At 69.4% G+C, this 16,934-nt stretch carries 17 protein-coding genes and 2 riboswitches; of the genes, 13 read left to right on the forward strand and 4 right to left on the reverse strand.

Annotation, left to right across the window (positions count from 1 at the left end; all coding sequences use genetic code 11):
- Positions 1-553: 553 nt before the first annotated feature.
- The 4 genes from J5X75_RS40060 to J5X75_RS40075 all read left to right on the forward strand — a co-directional run bounded on the left by J5X75_RS40060 (position 554) and on the right by J5X75_RS40075 (position 5,584).
- Entirely contained in the window at positions 554-1,831 is a 1,278-nt protein-coding gene (locus tag J5X75_RS40060) for an ABC transporter ATP-binding protein (RefSeq protein ID WP_208472947.1), read from the forward strand.
- 81 nt (positions 1,832-1,912) lie between these two features.
- Positions 1,913-2,371, forward strand: a complete 459-nt coding sequence (locus J5X75_RS40065) for an ATP-binding protein (RefSeq protein WP_307798577.1) — start codon at positions 1,913-1,915, stop codon at positions 2,369-2,371.
- A gap of 91 nt (positions 2,372-2,462) precedes the next feature.
- Positions 2,463-3,197, forward strand: a complete 735-nt coding sequence (locus tag J5X75_RS40070; protein ID WP_208472949.1) for a beta-phosphoglucomutase family hydrolase — start codon at positions 2,463-2,465, stop codon at positions 3,195-3,197.
- Between the two features lie 23 nt (positions 3,198-3,220).
- The gene (locus J5X75_RS40075; protein WP_208472950.1) at positions 3,221-5,584 is read left to right on the forward strand and encodes a glycoside hydrolase family 65 protein; all 2,364 of its coding nucleotides are present in this window, start codon (positions 3,221-3,223) and stop codon (positions 5,582-5,584) included.
- A gap of 54 nt (positions 5,585-5,638) precedes the next feature.
- Here the strand turns inward: J5X75_RS40075 and J5X75_RS40080 are convergent, their stop codons facing one another.
- Positions 5,639-6,655, reverse strand: a complete 1,017-nt coding sequence (locus tag J5X75_RS40080) for a coiled-coil domain-containing protein (protein WP_208472951.1) — start codon at positions 6,653-6,655, stop codon at positions 5,639-5,641.
- A gap of 4 nt (positions 6,656-6,659) precedes the next feature.
- Positions 6,660-6,794: riboswitch (cyclic di-AMP (ydaO/yuaA leader) on the reverse strand.
- 207 nt (positions 6,795-7,001) lie between these two features.
- Positions 7,002-7,216: riboswitch (cyclic di-AMP (ydaO/yuaA leader) on the forward strand.
- Here J5X75_RS40080 and J5X75_RS40085 point away from each other — a divergent pair.
- Positions 7,215-8,249: a coiled-coil domain-containing protein gene (locus tag J5X75_RS40085; RefSeq protein ID WP_208472952.1), complete on the forward strand. Its 1,035-nt coding sequence runs from the start codon at positions 7,215-7,217 to the stop codon at positions 8,247-8,249. (Overlaps the previous riboswitch by 2 nt.)
- 20 nt (positions 8,250-8,269) lie before the next feature.
- On the opposite strand, the gene J5X75_RS40090 is transcribed toward J5X75_RS40085, so the two are convergent.
- Complete coding sequence (locus J5X75_RS40090; RefSeq protein ID WP_208472953.1) at positions 8,270-9,040, reverse strand: ABC transporter ATP-binding protein; 771 nt, start codon at positions 9,038-9,040, stop codon at positions 8,270-8,272.
- Complete coding sequence (locus J5X75_RS40095) at positions 9,033-9,929, reverse strand: ABC transporter permease (protein WP_208472954.1); 897 nt, start codon at positions 9,927-9,929, stop codon at positions 9,033-9,035. The genes J5X75_RS40090 and J5X75_RS40095 overlap by 8 nt, the downstream gene beginning before the upstream one ends.
- A 187-nt stretch (positions 9,930-10,116) precedes the next feature.
- Here J5X75_RS40095 and J5X75_RS40100 point away from each other — a divergent pair, with 187 nt between their 5' ends.
- The 5 genes from J5X75_RS40100 (at position 10,117) to J5X75_RS40120 (ending at position 13,547) form a co-directional block, all read left to right on the forward strand.
- On the forward strand, positions 10,117-10,716 hold the full coding sequence (locus tag J5X75_RS40100) for a TetR/AcrR family transcriptional regulator (protein ID WP_307798578.1): 600 nt from the start codon (positions 10,117-10,119) through the stop codon (positions 10,714-10,716).
- Between the two features lie 110 nt (positions 10,717-10,826).
- The gene (locus J5X75_RS40105; protein WP_208472955.1) at positions 10,827-11,189 is read left to right on the forward strand and encodes an Atu4866 domain-containing protein; all 363 of its coding nucleotides are present in this window, start codon (positions 10,827-10,829) and stop codon (positions 11,187-11,189) included.
- Positions 11,190-11,230: 41 nt separating this feature from the next.
- The gene (gene pnuC, locus J5X75_RS40110) at positions 11,231-11,857 is read left to right on the forward strand and encodes a nicotinamide riboside transporter PnuC (RefSeq protein WP_208472956.1); all 627 of its coding nucleotides are present in this window, start codon (positions 11,231-11,233) and stop codon (positions 11,855-11,857) included.
- Complete coding sequence (locus J5X75_RS40115) at positions 11,854-12,933, forward strand: AAA family ATPase (RefSeq protein ID WP_208472957.1); 1,080 nt, start codon at positions 11,854-11,856, stop codon at positions 12,931-12,933. The genes pnuC and J5X75_RS40115 overlap by 4 nt, the downstream gene beginning before the upstream one ends.
- A 53-nt stretch (positions 12,934-12,986) precedes the next feature.
- Positions 12,987-13,547 (forward strand): hypothetical protein, encoded by a 561-nt coding sequence (locus J5X75_RS40120; RefSeq protein ID WP_208472958.1) that lies wholly within the window; start codon positions 12,987-12,989, stop codon positions 13,545-13,547.
- 6 nt (positions 13,548-13,553) lie between these two features.
- On the opposite strand, the gene J5X75_RS40125 is transcribed toward J5X75_RS40120, so the two are convergent.
- Positions 13,554-14,006, reverse strand: coding sequence for a cysteine dioxygenase (locus tag J5X75_RS40125; RefSeq protein ID WP_208472959.1), 453 nt, complete (start codon positions 14,004-14,006; stop codon positions 13,554-13,556).
- 359 nt (positions 14,007-14,365) lie between these two features.
- Here J5X75_RS40125 and J5X75_RS40130 point away from each other — a divergent pair, with 359 nt between their 5' ends.
- The 3 genes from J5X75_RS40130 to J5X75_RS40140 all read left to right on the forward strand — a co-directional run bounded on the left by J5X75_RS40130 (position 14,366) and on the right by J5X75_RS40140 (position 16,907).
- Positions 14,366-15,442 (forward strand): neprosin family prolyl endopeptidase, encoded by a 1,077-nt coding sequence (locus J5X75_RS40130; RefSeq protein ID WP_307798580.1) that lies wholly within the window; start codon positions 14,366-14,368, stop codon positions 15,440-15,442.
- A gap of 147 nt (positions 15,443-15,589) precedes the next feature.
- On the forward strand, positions 15,590-16,111 hold the full coding sequence (locus tag J5X75_RS40135) for a sigma-70 family RNA polymerase sigma factor (RefSeq protein WP_208472961.1): 522 nt from the start codon (positions 15,590-15,592) through the stop codon (positions 16,109-16,111).
- 73 nt (positions 16,112-16,184) lie between these two features.
- Complete coding sequence (locus J5X75_RS40140) at positions 16,185-16,907, forward strand: anti-sigma factor family protein (RefSeq protein WP_208472962.1); 723 nt, start codon at positions 16,185-16,187, stop codon at positions 16,905-16,907.
- The last annotated feature ends 27 nt before the right edge of the window (positions 16,908-16,934 follow it).

The following is a 16,934-nucleotide window of genomic DNA, read 5'->3' on the forward strand; positions in this document are numbered from 1 at the left end:
GCGTGGGTGGGCGAGCGTGGGTGGCCGAGCGTGGGTGGCCGAGCGTGGGTGGCCGAGCGTGGGTGGCCGAGCGTGGGTGGCCGAGCGTGGGTGGCCGAGCGTGGGTGGCCGAGCGTGGGTGGCCGAGCGTGGGTGGGCGAGCGGTGTGGGCCTGCGTGCGTGGGCGTGTGTGGGCGTGCGTGCGTGTGTGGGCGTGCCGTGGGTGCGCGTGTGTGGCGTGCGTGCGTGGGTGGGTGGGCGTGTGTGTGGGCGTGGCTGGGCCACCGATCTTCGCCCGGTGGGCGCGGCACAGGCTTGAGTTGGTAATTGATCGCGGGGCTCGGCGGGGCGAGAAAGTGCTTTTGTGGGCTTGTGTCGCGTACCGATGAAAAATGTTTTTTCTGTGCACGTGCACACGAGAGGCCGAGAAAGATGCGATCTCCGTAATCGATTGATCACTATGTGCAAATGGCACTTTCGCCCGATGGCGAACCATCGAAGGCACTCGCAGAGTCAGTACCCGATCGCCGACCGTCGTGGGATCGGGATCACAGTCGATAGCGGGAGGTTGACGGTGTCCACCGTCGCGCTGAAAGAGGTCACCAAGATCTGGCCAGACGGCACCACTGCCGTCGACAACGTCAGTCTGGACGTGCAGGACGGCGAGTTCATGGTCCTGCTGGGGCCTTCGGGCTGCGGAAAGTCGACCGTGCTGCGGATGATCGCCGGGCTGGAGGATCCCACGCGGGGGGACATCCTCCTGAACGGCGAGCCGGTCCTGGAGCTGCCGCCGCGGGACCGCAGTATCGCGATGGTGTTTCAGGATTTCGCGCTCTATCCGCACATGACCGTCTCGGAGAACATCGGCTTCCCGCTGAAGCTGTCCGGTATCGAGCCGGCGCCGCGGCAGGAGCGGGTGGACGCGATCGCCGGCGCGCTCGGCATCGGCGAGGTGCTGGCGCGACGGCCGAGTCAGCTCTCCGGCGGCCAGCGGCAGCGGGTCGCGATGGGCCGTGCCATGGTGCGCCGACCAGGCATCTTCCTGATGGACGAGCCATTGTCCAACCTCGACAGCGGCCTCCGCGCCGAGTTGCGTGCCGAGATCACGAGCATGACCCGTGAGCTGGGTGTGACGACCATGTATGTGACCCACGACCAGGCCGAGGCGCTGACCATGGCGGACCGCGTCGCGATCATGCGCAAGGGCGTGCTCCAGGACGTCGGCACGCCGACCGAGGTGTACCGGCGCCCGGCCACCCTGTACGTCGCCGCCTTCCTGGGCTCGCCCAAGATGAACCTGCTCGAGGCCGCGGTCTACGTGCACCTGGACCGCTACATCGCGCTGAGCTTCGGCGAGCAGACGCTCTACATGCCGTGGAACGACCCGCGTGCCCGGGCGGTGGCCCGCTACCACGGCGAGCGGATCGTGGTCGGCATCCGGGCCGAGGCGCTCACCCCGGTCACCCCGGACACGCAGGGGCACGTCTTCCAGGGGCGGATCCGCTACCTGGAGCACCACGGGCACGAGTCGCTGGCGTACCTGGACATCGGCGCCACCGCGATCGTGGTGGACGAGATGAGCGGCCCGGTGACCGAGACCCGGACGGGCGGCGGGTTCCGGAAGGCGCTGCAACGTCTGACCGGCCAGGCGCCGGAACCGGTGGCCCCGCAGGGCCGTGTCGGTGTGCTGAGCGAGGTGGGCAAGCATCACCGCAAGCCGGCCGAACTGGCCGTGCGCCTGGCGCCGTACCCGGCGATCGGTTCCGGTCACCCGCTGGCCGTGTCGGTGCGGATGGAGGCCGTGCACTTCTTCGACGAGCGGGGTGACCGGATCGATGTCGGCTGGCGCTGACCGGTGGTCCCGCACGACTTCCAGGCGCGTTCGAGGATGCCTCCCGCTACCGGTCGGCCACAGCGCGTAGGCTGCTGCACGGTGGAGGAAAGGAACGGCCAGGGCGTACGCGCGGCTTCCGGCCCCTCGCGGGCGTGGCCGGTGCTGCTGGACCGTGCCTTCGGCCGGGCCGACATCACGATCCTGCGGCACGAGATCACCCGGTTGCTGGGCGTCTGCGGGCTCGCCGGCGACCGCCTGGACGGTTTCGTGCTGGCGGTCAACGAAGTGATCACCAACGTGGTGCTGCACGCGGGTGGGCGGGGCCGGGTGGTGCTGCGGATCGACGGTGGGTCGGTGTGGTGTGTGGTGACCGACGCCGGTCCGGGCATCCCGAGCGCCTATCTGGACGGCGTGCGCACGCCGGAGACGTTCGAGGTCGGCGGTCGCGGTCTCTGGCTGGCCCATCAACTCTGTGACGAGGTCACCACGAGCACCGGGCCGATCGGTACCACGATCGGTCTGCGCATCGGTTTGGATGTCGTGCCGGATCTCCGGTGAAACAGCAGGTTGAACGCTCTGTGAAACATCGTGGAAATGTGAAGACGCCCTTCCGCTCTCCTCGTGGATCGCGTCCGGCTACATTGGGCGCGTGCTCGGACTTCCTTCACAGGTGACCGCTTGCCTTTTCGATCTCGACGGGGTGCTGACGCAGACCGCACTCGTGCACAGTGCCGCGTGGAAACAAACGTTCGATACGTTCCTGGAATCGTGGGCGAAGAATCATGATCAACTTTTCGTCCCGTTCGATTCCGGCGTCGACTACCACCGGTATGTCGACGGCCGTCAGCGTGCCGACGGCGTCCGTACGTTCCTGGCGTCCCGGGGCATCACGCTGCCCGAGGGCGATCCGGACGACACCCCCGATCGGGAGACCGTCAACGGCATCGGCAATCGCAAGAACGTGCTCGTGCTACAGAAGATCAAAGAAGGCGCCGTCCAGGTCTACCCCGGATCGGTGGAGTACCTGAGGGCCGCCAAGGCCGCCGGACTACGCCGTGCGGTCGTGTCGGCGAGCGCCAACTGCAAGGACGTCCTGGAGGCGGCCGGGATCGCCGACCTCCTGGAGGCCCGCGTGGACGGCGTCGTCGCGCGTGAGCTGGGCCTGCCCGGCAAGCCCGCGCCGGACACCTTCCTCAAGGGCGCCGAACTGCTCGGACTCGACCCGGTGAACTGTGCCGTCTTCGAAGACGCGCAGGCGGGCGTGGCCGCCGGGCGGGCCGGCGGATTCGGCATCGTGATCGGCGTGGACCGGGTGGGTCAGGCCGACGCGCTGCGGGAACACGGCGCCGACGTCGTGGTGCAAGATCTCAAAGACCTCCTCTGAAATCAGTTACGAGAGGCACGACCGTGATCCGTGAACGGGCTTATCCCGTCGACCCTTGGCACATCCGGGAGACCCGGCTCGACCTGGACCTGCTGGCCCAGTCCGAGTCGGTATTCGCTCTCTCGAACGGCCACATCGGGATACGCGGAAACCTGGACGAGGGCGAGCCGCACGGTCTTCCGGGCAGCTATCTGAACTCGTTCTACGAGCTGCGGCCGCTGCCGCACGCCGAGGCGGGATACGGCTTCCCGGAGTCCGGCCAGACCATGGTCAACGTCACCAACGCCAAGCTGATGCGCCTGCTCGTCAACGACGAGCCGTTCGACGTCCGGTACGGCGAGCTGCGCTCCCACGAACGCTGCCTCGACCTGCGGGCGGGCCTGCTGGAGCGCTGCGTCGAGTGGGTGTCCCCGTCCGGCCAGGGTGTCCGGGTGCGGACCGTGCGGCTGGTCTCGTTCACCCAGCGCGCGGTCGTGGCCTTCCTGTACGAGGTGGAGCCCCTGGAGACCTCGGCCCGGCTGATCCTCCAGTCCGAACTCGTGGCGAACGAACAGCTGCCGCCGATGAGCAAGGACCCGCGGGTGGCCGCCGTACTGGACCGCCCGCTGCTGGCCGAGGAGATGATGGAGCAGCCGGCCGGCGGCATCCTGGTCCACCGCACCAAGGCCAGTGACCTGCGGATGGCCGCGGCCATGGAGCACCTGGTCGAGACCCCGGGCCGGCACGCCATCACCACCGAGGGCCACCCGGACTGGCTGCGCACCACGGTCGCCTGCCGTCTGGAGCCGGGGCAGAAGCTGCGGGTGGTCAAGCTGGCGGCGTACGGGTGGTCCAGCATGCGCTCGCTGCCCGCCCTGCGCGACCAGGTCGGGGCGGCCCTGGCCAGCGCCCGGCTGGACGGCTGGGAGGGTCTGGTCCAGCAGCAGCAGGACTACCTGGACGCGTTCTGGGACCACTCGGACGTCAAGGTCGAGGGCGACCCGGAGGTGCAGCAGGCGGTCCGGTTCGGCCTCTTCCACACGCTCCAGGCCGGCGCCCGGGCGGAGAAGCGGCCGATCGGCTCCAAGGGACTGACCGGCCCCGGCTACGACGGCCACACGTTCTGGGACGCCGAGACGTTCGTGCTGCCGGCGCTCACCTACACCCAGCCCTCCGCGGCGGCCGACGTGCTGCGCTGGCGGCACTCGACGCTGGACCTGGCCCGGGAGCGGGCGCAGACGCTCGGCCTGTCGGGGGCGGCCTTCCCGTGGCGGACCATCCGCGGTCAGGAGTGTTCGGGCTACTGGCCGGCCGGCACCGCGGGCTTCCACATCGCCGCCGACATCGCCGACGCGGTCCGCCGCTACGTGCAGGCCACCGGGGACTTCGACTTCGAGCGTGAGGTCGGCCTGGAGCTGCTCGTGGAGACGGCGCGGCTGTGGCGGTCGTTGGGTCACCACGACCGGCACGGGCGGTTCCACATCGACGGCGTCACCGGGCCGGACGAGTACACCGCCGTGGTGAACGACAACATCTACACCAACCTGATGGCGCAGCAGAACCTGATGGCCGCCGTCGACGCCTGTCAGCGGCACCCGGACCTGGCCCGTGGTTTCGGGGTCGACGACGAGGAGGCGGCCTCCTGGCGGGACGCGGCGGCGGCCGTGCACGTCCCGTACGACAAGGAGCTGGGCGTCCACCAGCAGTGCGAGGGCTTCACCCGGCTCCAGGAGTGGGACTTCGAGGGCACCCCGCCGGAGGGCTACCCGCTGCTGCTCAACTACCCGTACTTCGACCTGTACCGCAAGCAGGTGGTCAAGCAGGCCGACCTGGTGATGGCGATGTACATCCGGGGCGACGCGTTCACCCCGGAGGAGAAGGCACGCAACTTCGCGTACTACGACGCCCGTACCGTCCGGGACTCGTCGCTGTCGGCCTGCATCCAGGCGGTCATGGCGGCCGAGACCGGGCATCTCGAGCTGGCGCACGACTATCTGGGCGAGGCCGCCCTGATGGACCTGCACGACCTGCACCGGAACGCGCGGGACGGCGTGCACGTGGCGTCGCTGGCCGGCTCCTGGATCGCGCTGGTCGCCGGCCTCGGCGGCATGCGGGACTTCAACGGCCAGCTGAGCTTCGCGCCGCGGCTGCCCAGCCGGATCAACAACCTGGAGTTCTCGCTGCTCTGGCGGGGTCTGCGGCTGCGCGTCAACGTGACCTCCGACGAGGTGACCTACTCGCTGCGCAACGGCGGCGGGCAGGCCCGGCTCACCCTGGTCCACCACGGCAAGGAGCTCGAGGTGACCCAGGTGCGGCCGGTCACCATGCCGATTCCGGCCGCGGTGCCGCCGGGCCCGGCGCCGACCCAGCCGCACGGCCGCGCTCCGGTCCGGCGCGCGGTGCACTGAGCACGTGAAAACGGCCCCCGTCCGGATGGGCGGGGGCCGTTCTCGTGAAGTCCGTCAGAGCATCGAGACGTGTACGTGGTCGGTGTGGTCACTGACCCCGTGGTAGGTCTTCCAGCCCGAGGCCGGGAACCAGATCATCTTGTTCCAGATCACGTAGTAGATGCCGAGCTCGTCGGCGTTACGGACCAGGAACGCCATCAGGTTGTTGCCGTACCGGAATTCCTTGTCGGTGTCGTAGACCGAGAATCCGCTCTTCTGCAGCGACCAGTCGCAGGCACGGCCCTTGGGGTGTTCGAAGGGCCCGCCGTCGCGGTGACAGCCGACGAACATGTTGAAGCCGGCCTTCTTGACCTGCTTGTACATGTGCAGTGTGCGCTTGGTGACACAGCCGCCGGTGGTCGGGTCGTCCTCGGTGCAGCCCTCCGAGGAGAAGCCGCCGGAGGAGTTCCGCGGCGCCGGGTCGGCCTCCGGTGAGTCGGCCACCACGAGGCCCTTGGTCACCGAATTGCCGCCGACCAGCTGGAACGCCTTGTCGGCCGCGTCCTTCTGCTTCTTCATCACGGCGGCGTTCTGCTGCTGCGCCTTGACCTCGGCGTCCAGCTGCGCCTTGCTCTCGGAGATCTCGGTGATCGCCGCGTTCAGCTCGTGCAGCTTGGCGTCGTGGAGCTTGTTGATCTCCTCGAGCGAGACCGCCTTGGTCAGGAAGTCGCCCGAGTCCTGGGACCGGAGCAGGAAGCCCATGGCGCTCAGGTTGCCGGTCATGTACTGCTGCTTGGCGATCTGGTCGACCTCGGGGATCAGAGCGTCCCGCCGGCCCTCCGCCGCCTTGATCTGCGCGGCCAGTTTGGCCTGCGTCTTGGTGGACTGCGTCACCGCGGACTTCGCGGAGGCGTAGCGCCGGTTGGTCGACTCGATCACGTCGTTGAGAGTTGCGTCCTCGTCCTCCTCCTGCGCGGAGGATGAGGAGCCGCCTGGCTCGGCCGCGGCCGGAGTCGCGGGCGCCATGAACATCAGGGCGCTCACCAGCGGCGCCAGGGCAAGTATCAGCCACCGGCGGGGACTTGCTGCCATCAACAGTTCCTTCCGTGACACCGCCGACCGAGTTAGCTGACGGGTTCGGGACGGAAGCAATCCCTACCGCAAACTGCGGATACACCCCAGTGAACCTGGTTCCCCGGCTCGTCTCGCGACGATTGGGCGGCGGCCTGCCGGCAACTCGGGGGCGGTGCCGTCCTGGCAGGACCGGCGGCCAGTTTACCCGAGATATCGCCGTGGATCAGACCCCGGGAACCGCTAAAAGAGTTACCTGGCAAACACATTCCGTAATTGCAATCACCTGTCGTGTCGGGGCAATTGCGGTGCGTGCGAGAACTGTCGATCTGTCGATCGAGTGGGTATGGTCGGTGCGGTTCCCGCGCGGGGGCCGCCGCCTAATCGCCCGAAATGGCGAGCCGGGGAACCATTGTGCGACTTATTCGCGACGGTGAGGGCCACCGTCGTCGACCTACGGCGAGCGAGCCTCGAGGTAGGTCGCGAATAAGCCGCCCCCGGGGTGAATCCGCTACCAGCGGTAGGGATTTCCTTCGTCCCGAACCCGTCAGCTAACCCGGCCGGCGGCCGACGGAAGGAAATGCCTGTGCAGCAGAACACTGCGCGGCGATTAGCGGCGTTGCTGGCGCTGCTCGTCGCCGCGTGCGGACTGGCCGTCGCCGCGTCGCCGGCCACCGCGGCCCCCCGACTGCTCGCCGCCCCCGGAGACACCGGGGACGACGGTGAGGGCGGTTCGAAGTCCCTCATCGAACAACTCGAGAAGGCCTCCAGCGGCTTCGTCGAGGCCAAGAAGAAGCTGAAGACCTCCAAGGAGCAGCAGGCCAAGCTGACCGCGGAGCTCAAGCGCCTGGACACCGAACTCGGGCCACAGCAGGCGCAGCTCGACCTGATCGCCACGCAGGCGTACACCGCGGGGCGGGCCGGACCGATGTCCGCCGTGCTCGGCGCCGACTCGGCCGAGGGCTTCCTGGGCCGGGCCGAGACCCTGGCCCTCGTGGCGGCCGACCAGAGCCGGGCGATCCAGGGCCTGAAGACCACCCGCGAGGACCGGCAGAAGGCCAAGGACGCCATCGACATCGCGGTCAAGGACCAGCAGAAGCAGGTCACCGTGATGGCCAAGCAGAAGGCCAAGGCCGAGGCGGCGCTCAAGGCGGCGAACCAGGGCTCGGACGCCTCGTCCTCCTCCGACGGCGGCGGCAGCGCCGACGCGGATCCGGGCCCGAGCGGGTCGAGCTGCAACCAGGACGACCCGACCGGCACCGGCGGCTGCGTCACCGCGACCCTGCTGCACGCCTACAAGCAGGCGCGGGCGGACGGCTTCACCCGGTTCACCAAGTGCTGGCGTACGCAGAACAGCGGCGAGCACCCCAAGGGCCGGGCCTGCGACTTCTCCGCCGAGAAGGGCACCTTCGGCGGAGACGCCACGGGATCCGACAAGACGTACGGCGACAACCTGGCGAACTACTTCATCAACAACGCGGACGACCTCGACGTCCTGTACGTGATCTGGTACCGCCGGATCTGGCTGCCGAGCAGTGGCTGGAAGTCGTACAGCGGGGCGGGCGGCGACCCGTCCAGCGACCACACCAACCACGTGCACCTGTCGGTCAACTGAACCACCGGGGAGTACGGGGCCTACCTGCGGGCGAAGGCCTCGTACTCCTTCATCACCTCGTCGGTCGGGCCGTCGGCGCGGATCGTGCCGGCCTCCAGCCAGATGCACCGCTCACAGGTGTCCCGGATCGACTGCTCGCTGTGGCTCACCAGGAACACCGTGCCGGCCTGGGCGCGCAGCTCCCGGACCCGGGCCTCGCTGCGCTTGCGGAACTTGGCGTCGCCGGTGGCCAGCGCCTCGTCGATCAGGAGCACGTCGTGCTGCTTGGCGGCCGCGATCGAGAAGCGCAGCCGGGCCGACATGCCCGAGGAGTACGTCCGCATCGGCAGGGTGGAGAAGTCGCCCTTGTCGTTGATGCCGGAGAACTCGATGATCTCGTCCTTCTTCGCCCGCACCTCGGCCGGCGACATGCCCATCGCGAGGCAGCCCAGCTCGACGTTGCGGTCGCCGGGCAGCTCGTTCATCAGGGCCGCGTTCACACCCAGCAGGGACGGCTGGCCGGCGGCGTAGATCGCGCCCCGGGAGACCGGCAGCAGGCCGGCCACCGCGCGCAGCAGGGTCGACTTGCCCGAGCCGTTGGTGCCGATCAGGCCGATCGCCTCGCCCTTGTAGGCCACGAAGCTGACGCCCTTGACCGCGTGCACCTCACGGATGTTCGAGTTCTTGCTGCGGGTGGCCAGGCGCTTGAAGCTGGCCAGCGGGCTGGAACTGCCCCCACCGGCCTGGTGGACCTTGTAGATGATGTGGGCCTCGTCCGCGATGACGGTGGGAATCCGCTCGTTGTCAGCCACGGCCGTAGCCCTTCTCTCCGCGCCAGAAGTAAACGAAACCGCCGATGCTGACGAGCACGGTCCAGACGAACGCCTCGATCCACAGCACGGTGGGGGAGTTCGCCAGGGTCGCGTCCTGGAGCAGCGCGTGGCGCATCAGCTCGATGTAGACCAGCAGCGGGTTGGCCTCGACCACCTGGAGCTGCCAGCCGCCCAGCAGGTCCTCGAACTTCGTCACCGGGTAGAGCACGGCCGACCCGTACAGCCAGAACCGCATGATGAACGGGATCAGCTGCTTGACGTCGCGCACCTTGGAGCCGTAGCGGGCCATGAACAGGCCCAGGCCGACGTTGAAGAACGACTGCATGACCAGGACCGGCAGCACGATCAGCCACTCGGCGGTGATCGGCTCGCCGGTGATCAGCACGATGCCCATCAGGACGAAGAGCGCCACCACGAAGTTGCGGATCTCCACCAGTGAGGCGGAGAGCGGCAGGCTGGCCCGGGGGAAGTGCAGTGCGCGGATCAGCCCCAGGTTGCCGGTGATCGCGTTCGTCCCGGTCTGCACCACCGTCTGGGTGAATTGGAACACGAAAACACCGATGCAGAGGTACGCGATGAAGTTCGGCGTCTCCTCGTGGCCACCGAGGACCAGACCGAAGATGACGTAGTAGACCGCCGCGTTGATGATCGGGGTCAGGACCTGCCACACCGCACCCAGCTTGGTGTTGCCCAGCGCGGACGTCATCTTCGCGCTGGCGTGTGCCCGGATGAAGTGCCGGTACGCCCACAGCTGCCGGGTGTAGTCCGGCAGGCTCGGAAGCCGTCCGGACGCACTCAGGCCGTTGCGCCGGGCCAGCTCCTTGAGGGAGAGGCCGGCGTCGGTCTCGGCGACCGCCGTCTCTGTCATGGGGTGGTGCTCCGATCTGGTCGGCCCGAACGGCGCGGCGGGATCCGATGCCTGGTGCGAGGTCACAGCATGCAGCATGACAGGCCCCCGCCGATACCGATGGTACGGGTTCGTATCGACGTGGATGTGACGGTAGCTGACCAAACGGCGGAACGCAACCGTTACGTCGTAGCGCTATAGTGACCGTGTGGCGACAATCAAGCGCGCACCAGCCGGAGCGGCGGTGCTCCGAGGCGACATCACCGTGGCGATCCGCAACGCCGTCATGAGTGAGCTGGCGGAGGTCGGTTACGGCCGGTTGTCCATCGAGGCGGTGGCCCGTCGTGCCGGGGTCGGCAAGACGGCGATCTACCGTCGATGGAGCAACAAGCTCGAAATGGTAATGGAGATAATCTCGGATGTCGCGGAGCGGAAAGTTCCACTTCCCGACACCGGAAGTTTCTCCGGCGACCTCCAGCTCCTCCTGATGATCGTGAGCACGGCCCTCCAACATCGGATCGCGTCCCAGATCATCCCGGACCTGATGGCCGAGGCGGCCCGTAACCCGCAGATCGCCGAAACCCTGCAACGGGCCCTGCGGACCCACCAGCAGGCCGTCGGCGAGAAGCTGATCGGGCAGGCGGTGGCCCGCGGCGAGCTGCCCGAGGGCACCGATCCGGAGGTGGCCGTGGACATGATCCTGGGCCCGCTCTACTGGCGCCTGGCCGTGGCCCGGCAGCCGATCGGCGAGGACTATCTGGAGAAGTTCACGGTGGCGGTGACCGCGGCGTTGCGCGCCACCGGCTGACCGGCAACCGAACGCGCACCGGACCGCTCCCCTTTGCAACTCAGCGATTCCAGCGTCGCGGGCCGGAAGTGCCGACCGGAGAGGTGACCCCACCTCTGGAGCCGGTTTACATGACCTCTGCCTGTGATCTCCGCGTCGACCTCACCGTCCTCGACGCCACCTCGCTGCTCGCCATCGCGCTCGGGGGCACGCCGAGCCCGTCCTTCGGCTCCGGCGGCCCCCGGCCTCCACAGGTGACCAGCGAGGCCGTGGTGGGCTCGTGGCACAGCCCCGACGGCGCGGTCCGGCTGAGCCTGCGGACCGACGGGACGTACGCCGGTGAGGTGGCCGGCCGGCGCCGGCCGGCCCGCGGCACCTACCGGATCGAGGGCGGGTCAGTGCTGCTCCGGGACGACTCCGGCCTGCAGACCGCGGTCGCCGTCCAGGACGGTGAGCTGGAGATGGCCGGTCACCGCCTGCGTCCCGCCGGATAACCCGGTTCCCTCCCGGGCGTACGGGCGTGATGCTGTCCCCCATGATCGATTGGTTGAACAGTCCGGCGCTGGTGGCGTTCGGCGTGCCGACGTCCTGGGCCGAGGTGCTCGGGTTCCTGACCGGACTCGTGAACGTCGGCCTCCTGGTCCGCCGGCACATCCTCAACTGGCCGCTCGGCATCCTCAACGTGCTCCTGCTGATGGTCGTCTTCTGGTCGGCCGGCCTGTACGCCGACGCCACCCTCCAGATCGTCTACGTGGTCCTCGGTTGCTACGGCTGGTGGGCCTGGCTCCACGGCGGCCAGGACCGGACCGCCCTGGAGGTCCGCTCCACGACCCGCCCCGAGTGGATCGGCCTGGCCGTGGCCGGGGTGCTGCTCACCGCCGGCCTCTGGCTCTTCCTGGACCGGCTCACCGGCTCCACGGTCCCGCTGGCCGACGCGCTCACCACGGCGCTGTCCCTGCTGGCCACCTACGGTCAGACCCGCAAGCTGGTGGAGAGCTGGTGGATCTGGATCGCCGCGGACCTGATCTACATCCCGCTCTACGCGTACAAGGATCTCTGGCTCACCGCGATCCTGTACGTGGCCTTCCTGCTCCTGTGTGTGCTGGGCCTGCGCTCGTGGCGGGTGGCGCTCCGGGCCCGGCCGAAGGCGGTTCCGGCGTGAGGTACCGGCACGGGCTGATCGTCGGGAAGTTCTACCCGCCGCACGAGGGCCACCACGCGCTGATCGACGCCGCGGCCGCCGCCTGCGAACGGGTCACCGTCGTGGTGGCGCCCTCCTCGGCGGAGAGCATCCCGCTGGCCGAGCGGCTGGCGTGGCTGCGCGCCGAGCACGGCCCGAACGTCCGGTTCGCCGGGGTGCACGACGACCACCCGATCGACTACGCGGACCCGGCGGTGTGGGAGCTGCACATGGCGGTCTTCCGGGCGGCGGCCGGCACCGACCGGGTGGACGCGGTGTTCTCCTCCGAGGCGTACGGGGCCGAGCTGGCCCGCCGCTTCCACGCCGAGGCGGTCCTGGTCGACCCGGACCGGCTCCGGGTGCCGGTCTCCGGCACGGCGGTCCGCGCCGACCCGGTCGCGCACTGGGACCGGCTGCGGGCCGGCGCCCGGGGCCACCTGGCCCGGCGGGTGATCGTGGTGGGCGCCGAGTCGACCGGCACCACGACCATGGCCCGGGCCCTGGCCCGGCACTACCGGACCCGCGGCGGCGTCTGGGCGGGCACCCGCTGGGTGCCCGAGTTCGGCCGGGAGCTCACCGAGCGCAAACTCGCCGCGTTGCGGGCGGACCGGCCGGAGGCCACCGTCTTCGACGTGACCTGGGACCGGGCGGACTTCGTGACGGTCGCGGTCGAGCAGAGCGCCGGCGAGGACGCGGCCGCCCGCGCCGGTTCGCCGGTGGTCTTCGGCGACACGGACGCCTTCGCCACCACGATCTGGGAGGAGCGCTATCTGGGCAGCGCCTCGCCCGAGGTGTGTGGGCTGGTCCGGGCGCCGGACCTCTACCTGTTGACCGACTGCGCGGACGTGCCGTTCGAGGACGACGGGCTGCGTGACGGCGAACACCTGCGGAAGTGGATGACCGAACGGTTCCGGGCCGGGCTGGCGGCCGGTGACACGCCGTGGGTGGAGCTGACCGGGCCGTACCGGCGCCGCCTGCGCACCGCGATCCGGGCCGTCAACGACCTGCTCGCCGAGGGCTGGCGCTTCGCCGAGCCGCTTCGGCCGCGGGACCCTTAAAACCCGCGTGCCGGAGGCCGATCAGTAGGTGACCCCGATCGGAAGGACGGCACGTGCGGCACACCAGGATCGCGATCGCGCTGGCGGCGACCTCGCTCACGCTCGGCGGCTGCGCCGCGTTCGGCCTCGGCGAGCGCACCGCGACGACCGGGGACACCGAGCGGGGCGGCGAGTCCTGGCTGCTCGTGCAGCAGGGGCAGGCGACCCCGTCCCCGACGGCCTCGCGGGGCGCCCCCACCCCGACGCCGGAGGCCTCGCTCTCCGTGCCCGCCGTCGACCCGAGGTGTACGAAGCTCTGGCCGCGAACCGACCCGGCGCTGATCCCGGTCGAGGTGACCCCGGGCCGCGGTTCGCTCCGGGTCGACTGGCCGACCCAGTTCTCCTCGAACTACCGGGTGGCGGCCGTGCCGCAGAAGCTGGTGACCGGCCCGCAGCCGGAACCGGTGTGGAAGGAGGTGGCGCCGGGCAGCGGGTGTGCGATGAGCACCACGCTCACCGGGCTGACCCCGGGCGCCGCCTACATCGTCTGGCTGGACGCGCCGAACACCGGCCGGCGGCTCGACGGCACCCGCAACCTGTACAGCGGCCGGTCAGGCGTGGTCTACCCGAAGTAGCCGGGCTCACCACTCGGCGCCGGCCCGCTCCACGGTCAGGACCTCCAGGCCGTCCGGGCCGAGCCGGTACTTCGTCATGGTGGTCAGCGCCGGACCGTAGACGTGCACGCTGACCGCCGGCCGGACGCCGTTGTTGACGATCCGGTGGATGTGGCGGCCGCCGAACCGCCGGCCCACGCCCTCACCCAGCTCCCGGGAGACGATCCGGGGCCGGCCGCCGGCCGTCGACACGGTGTCCTCGGTGAGATCGCCGCCGTGCACGAAGAACGCGCCGGACGAGCCGCCGTGGTCGTGGATCTCGGTGGCCTGGCCGGGCAGCCAGGTGAGCAGCCAGACCTCGTGGTCGTCGGCCACCGCGAGCCGGTGGTACCAGCGGTCCACCGGATCGAAGCGGGGCGCGACGGCCCAGTCGTGTGCGGTGGCGGAGTACCACTGCGCGATGGCGAGATGGTCGGACACGGCAGCCTCCCGGCAGGCATACAAAACCTATAGACCAGATAGGTTTTACCACATGATCGCCGCCGGGGTGGGGCGAATCCGCCGAAGGCTTCGGGAGGGAAAGAGGCTTGGCGACTTTTGCCTCTTTCGAAACGTGGTGCAAAAAACTGCGATGAGCGACCGTGTCGCCACGCTGCGTCGAGATTTTCGGGTGGTCTGTCACCAGATCGGCCTACCCCGATCGGCCGTATTGGCAGAATCCGCTGCTCAGGCGGTCCCTGCCCAATCGAGATGGCTATATGGTGACCAGCGCCGCCGAGAACCGGTCGCCGGAGGCCATCGCACCCCGCCTCCGATGCCCACACACCGAGGACGGACACGTGTCGAAGTCACGCCGCGGGCTGTTCGCCGCCGGCCTAACCGCAGCCGTGATCGGCTCCATCGGAGTCGTCTCGACCCTCAACGCGGGTGCGGAGCAGATCCCGGAGAGCACGGTCCCCGCGGTGGCGCCGGCCGACCCCGGTCCGGCGGAGGGCGGCGAGCCGCCGGTCGAGGACCCGCCGACGAACCTGCCCTGGGGTCAGCGGCCCCAGGAGATCCAGACCGGGCGTGACGGCGCCAGCAGCGGCGCGCTGAAGGCCGCCGGGCTGGACGCGGCCGCGCCCGACGCGAGCGGCGAGGAGGCCGAGGAGGAGTACGCGCCGAAGGGCCGCTCCTCGCGTACCGGGGTGCTCAAGAAGGAGACGACCACGGTCGTGCCGCCGGAGCCGCCGAGCCCCACCCCGACCGCCGCCGCGGCCAGGCCGACCGTCCACTTCCTCTACAACGTCGGGTCGCAGGCCGCGGTCTCCGACGGGGCGTACGCGAACCTGACGATCAGCAAGCCGGTGCTGGCCCGCTCCGACTACCACACACTGGCCGAGCTGGCCGTGCAGTCCGCCGACGGCGCCCAGATCGTCGAGGTGGGGTGGAACGTGGACCGTGTGGTCAACGGCGACGACGACCCGCACCTGTTCGTCTACCACTGGGTGGACCGGAAACCGACCTGCTACAACGGCTGCGGCTTCGTGCAGTACAGCGGCAACGTCCGGCCCGGTGACACGCTGCCGCGGGACAACACGAAGCGGTTCGGCATCCAGTACTACAACGGGGCCTGGTGGATCGCCTACGACACCGAGTGGGTGGGCTACTTCCCGGAGTGGCTGTGGCCGACCGTGGACTTCTCCAAGACCGGCCTGGTCCAGGTCTTCGGTGAGGTGGCCGCGGCCACCGCCAGCCCCTGCACCCAGATGGGCAACGGCAGGGACGGCAGCGACATGACGGCCGCCCGGGTGGGCAGCCTGACCTACCTCAACGGGCCCGCGGCGGAGATGCACATCCGCAGCACCAGCGACCTCTACACGGTCACCAGGATGAGCGCCCGGACCTTCCGCTACGGCGGCCCCGGGAACTGCTGACCTGGATCTTCAGATGTGATGCCCGGTGCCCGGAAGGGTGCCGGGCATCGGCGTTCTCCGGTTTTTCCGGGGCGGTCTTGAACCGGTCCACATGCCACGATGTACATCGAGGTGGCCGGGCCGAACCCGAGGGGAGAGCTGGCGCCGATGAAGCGACGGGTGAACCCCGACGAGCAACTGATGACCGCGCTCTACACCGAACACTATGCCGTCCTGATCAACTTCGTCTCCCGGTACGTGAACGACCGGCACAAGGCGGAGGACCTGGTTCAGGAGACACTTCTGCGAGCCTGGAAGCACATCGACCACCTCGACCCGGAACCGGGACGGACCAGGTCGTACCTGCTCACCATCGCCCGCAACGTGGTGACCAACGCCTGGCGGGCCGAACAGCGCCGGCCACGCCTGGTCGCCGACGAGAACGCGGTCAACTCGGTGCCGTCGGCGGACAATGTCGATCAGATGGTGGAAGGCTGGTTGGTGGCGGAGGCTCTGGAACGCCTCTCGCCGGAACACCGGGCGGTCATCCAGGCGATGTATTACGAAGGGCAGAGCGTGGCGGACGCGGCGCGGAAGCTGTCGGTGCCGGAGGGCACCGTCAAATCCCGGGCCTACTACGCCGTCCGTGCTCTGCGCACCGTCTTCGAGGAGATGGGGATGTTGCGATGAGCGAGCGGAGCGAGCTCATGATCAGGCTCAGCGCGGAAACTCATGACGTCCCGGAGCGAAGCGGAGGGACGGCATGAGCGATCTTGACGAGCACGGCGCTCTGCATCGTCTGCTGGGCGGCTATCTCCTGGGCGGTCTGGACGAGGCGGACACCGACCGGCTCGACGAGCATCTGCACGACTGCGCGGAGTGCCGGGCCGAACTCGACCGGCTCTCCCCCGTACCGGAAATGCTGCAGAGCCTGCCGGACGCGCGGCACCTGGGTGGCGGCGCGGCGCTCGCGGTCTCACCGACCGCCCGGCCGAGCCCGCAGAACATCGAGAACCTGCTCAGCCGGATGCGGCAGGCGAAGTTCAAGGAGACCCGGGTGAACCGGGTGCGGTGGCTGGCCGCCGCCTCGGTCACGCTCATCGCGGCCGCGGCGATCGGCTACGGGATCATGACGAACACCGGCGAGAAATCGCCGACCGGCCCGGAGGCGCTGCCCAGCGTGCAGTTGATCAGCGCGCAGTTCCAGCCGGCGCCGGGCAGCGGCCTCACCGGCAAGGCGTCGATCACCCCGAAGAAGTGGGGTGTCGAGGTGGGGCTGGACGTGAGCCGGATGTCCGGAAACGGGCCGTTCCTGTGCCTGGTGCGCACCAAGAGCGGCGGCACCGAACAGGCCGCCGCCTGGGGCGACACGCTGGACGGCGAGGCGAAGCTGACCGGGGCCAGTTCGGTGAAGGCGGCCGAGGTGGAGGCCATCCTGATCACCGACCGGGACGGGAAGGTGCTGGGCACGGCCACGGTGGCCTGAAAGCGGTTTGCCGGGGTGGGTTGAATG

It is taken from the genome of Actinoplanes flavus (assembly GCF_017592555.1).
Lineage (GTDB): Bacteria > Actinomycetota > Actinomycetes > Mycobacteriales > Micromonosporaceae > Actinoplanes > Actinoplanes flavus.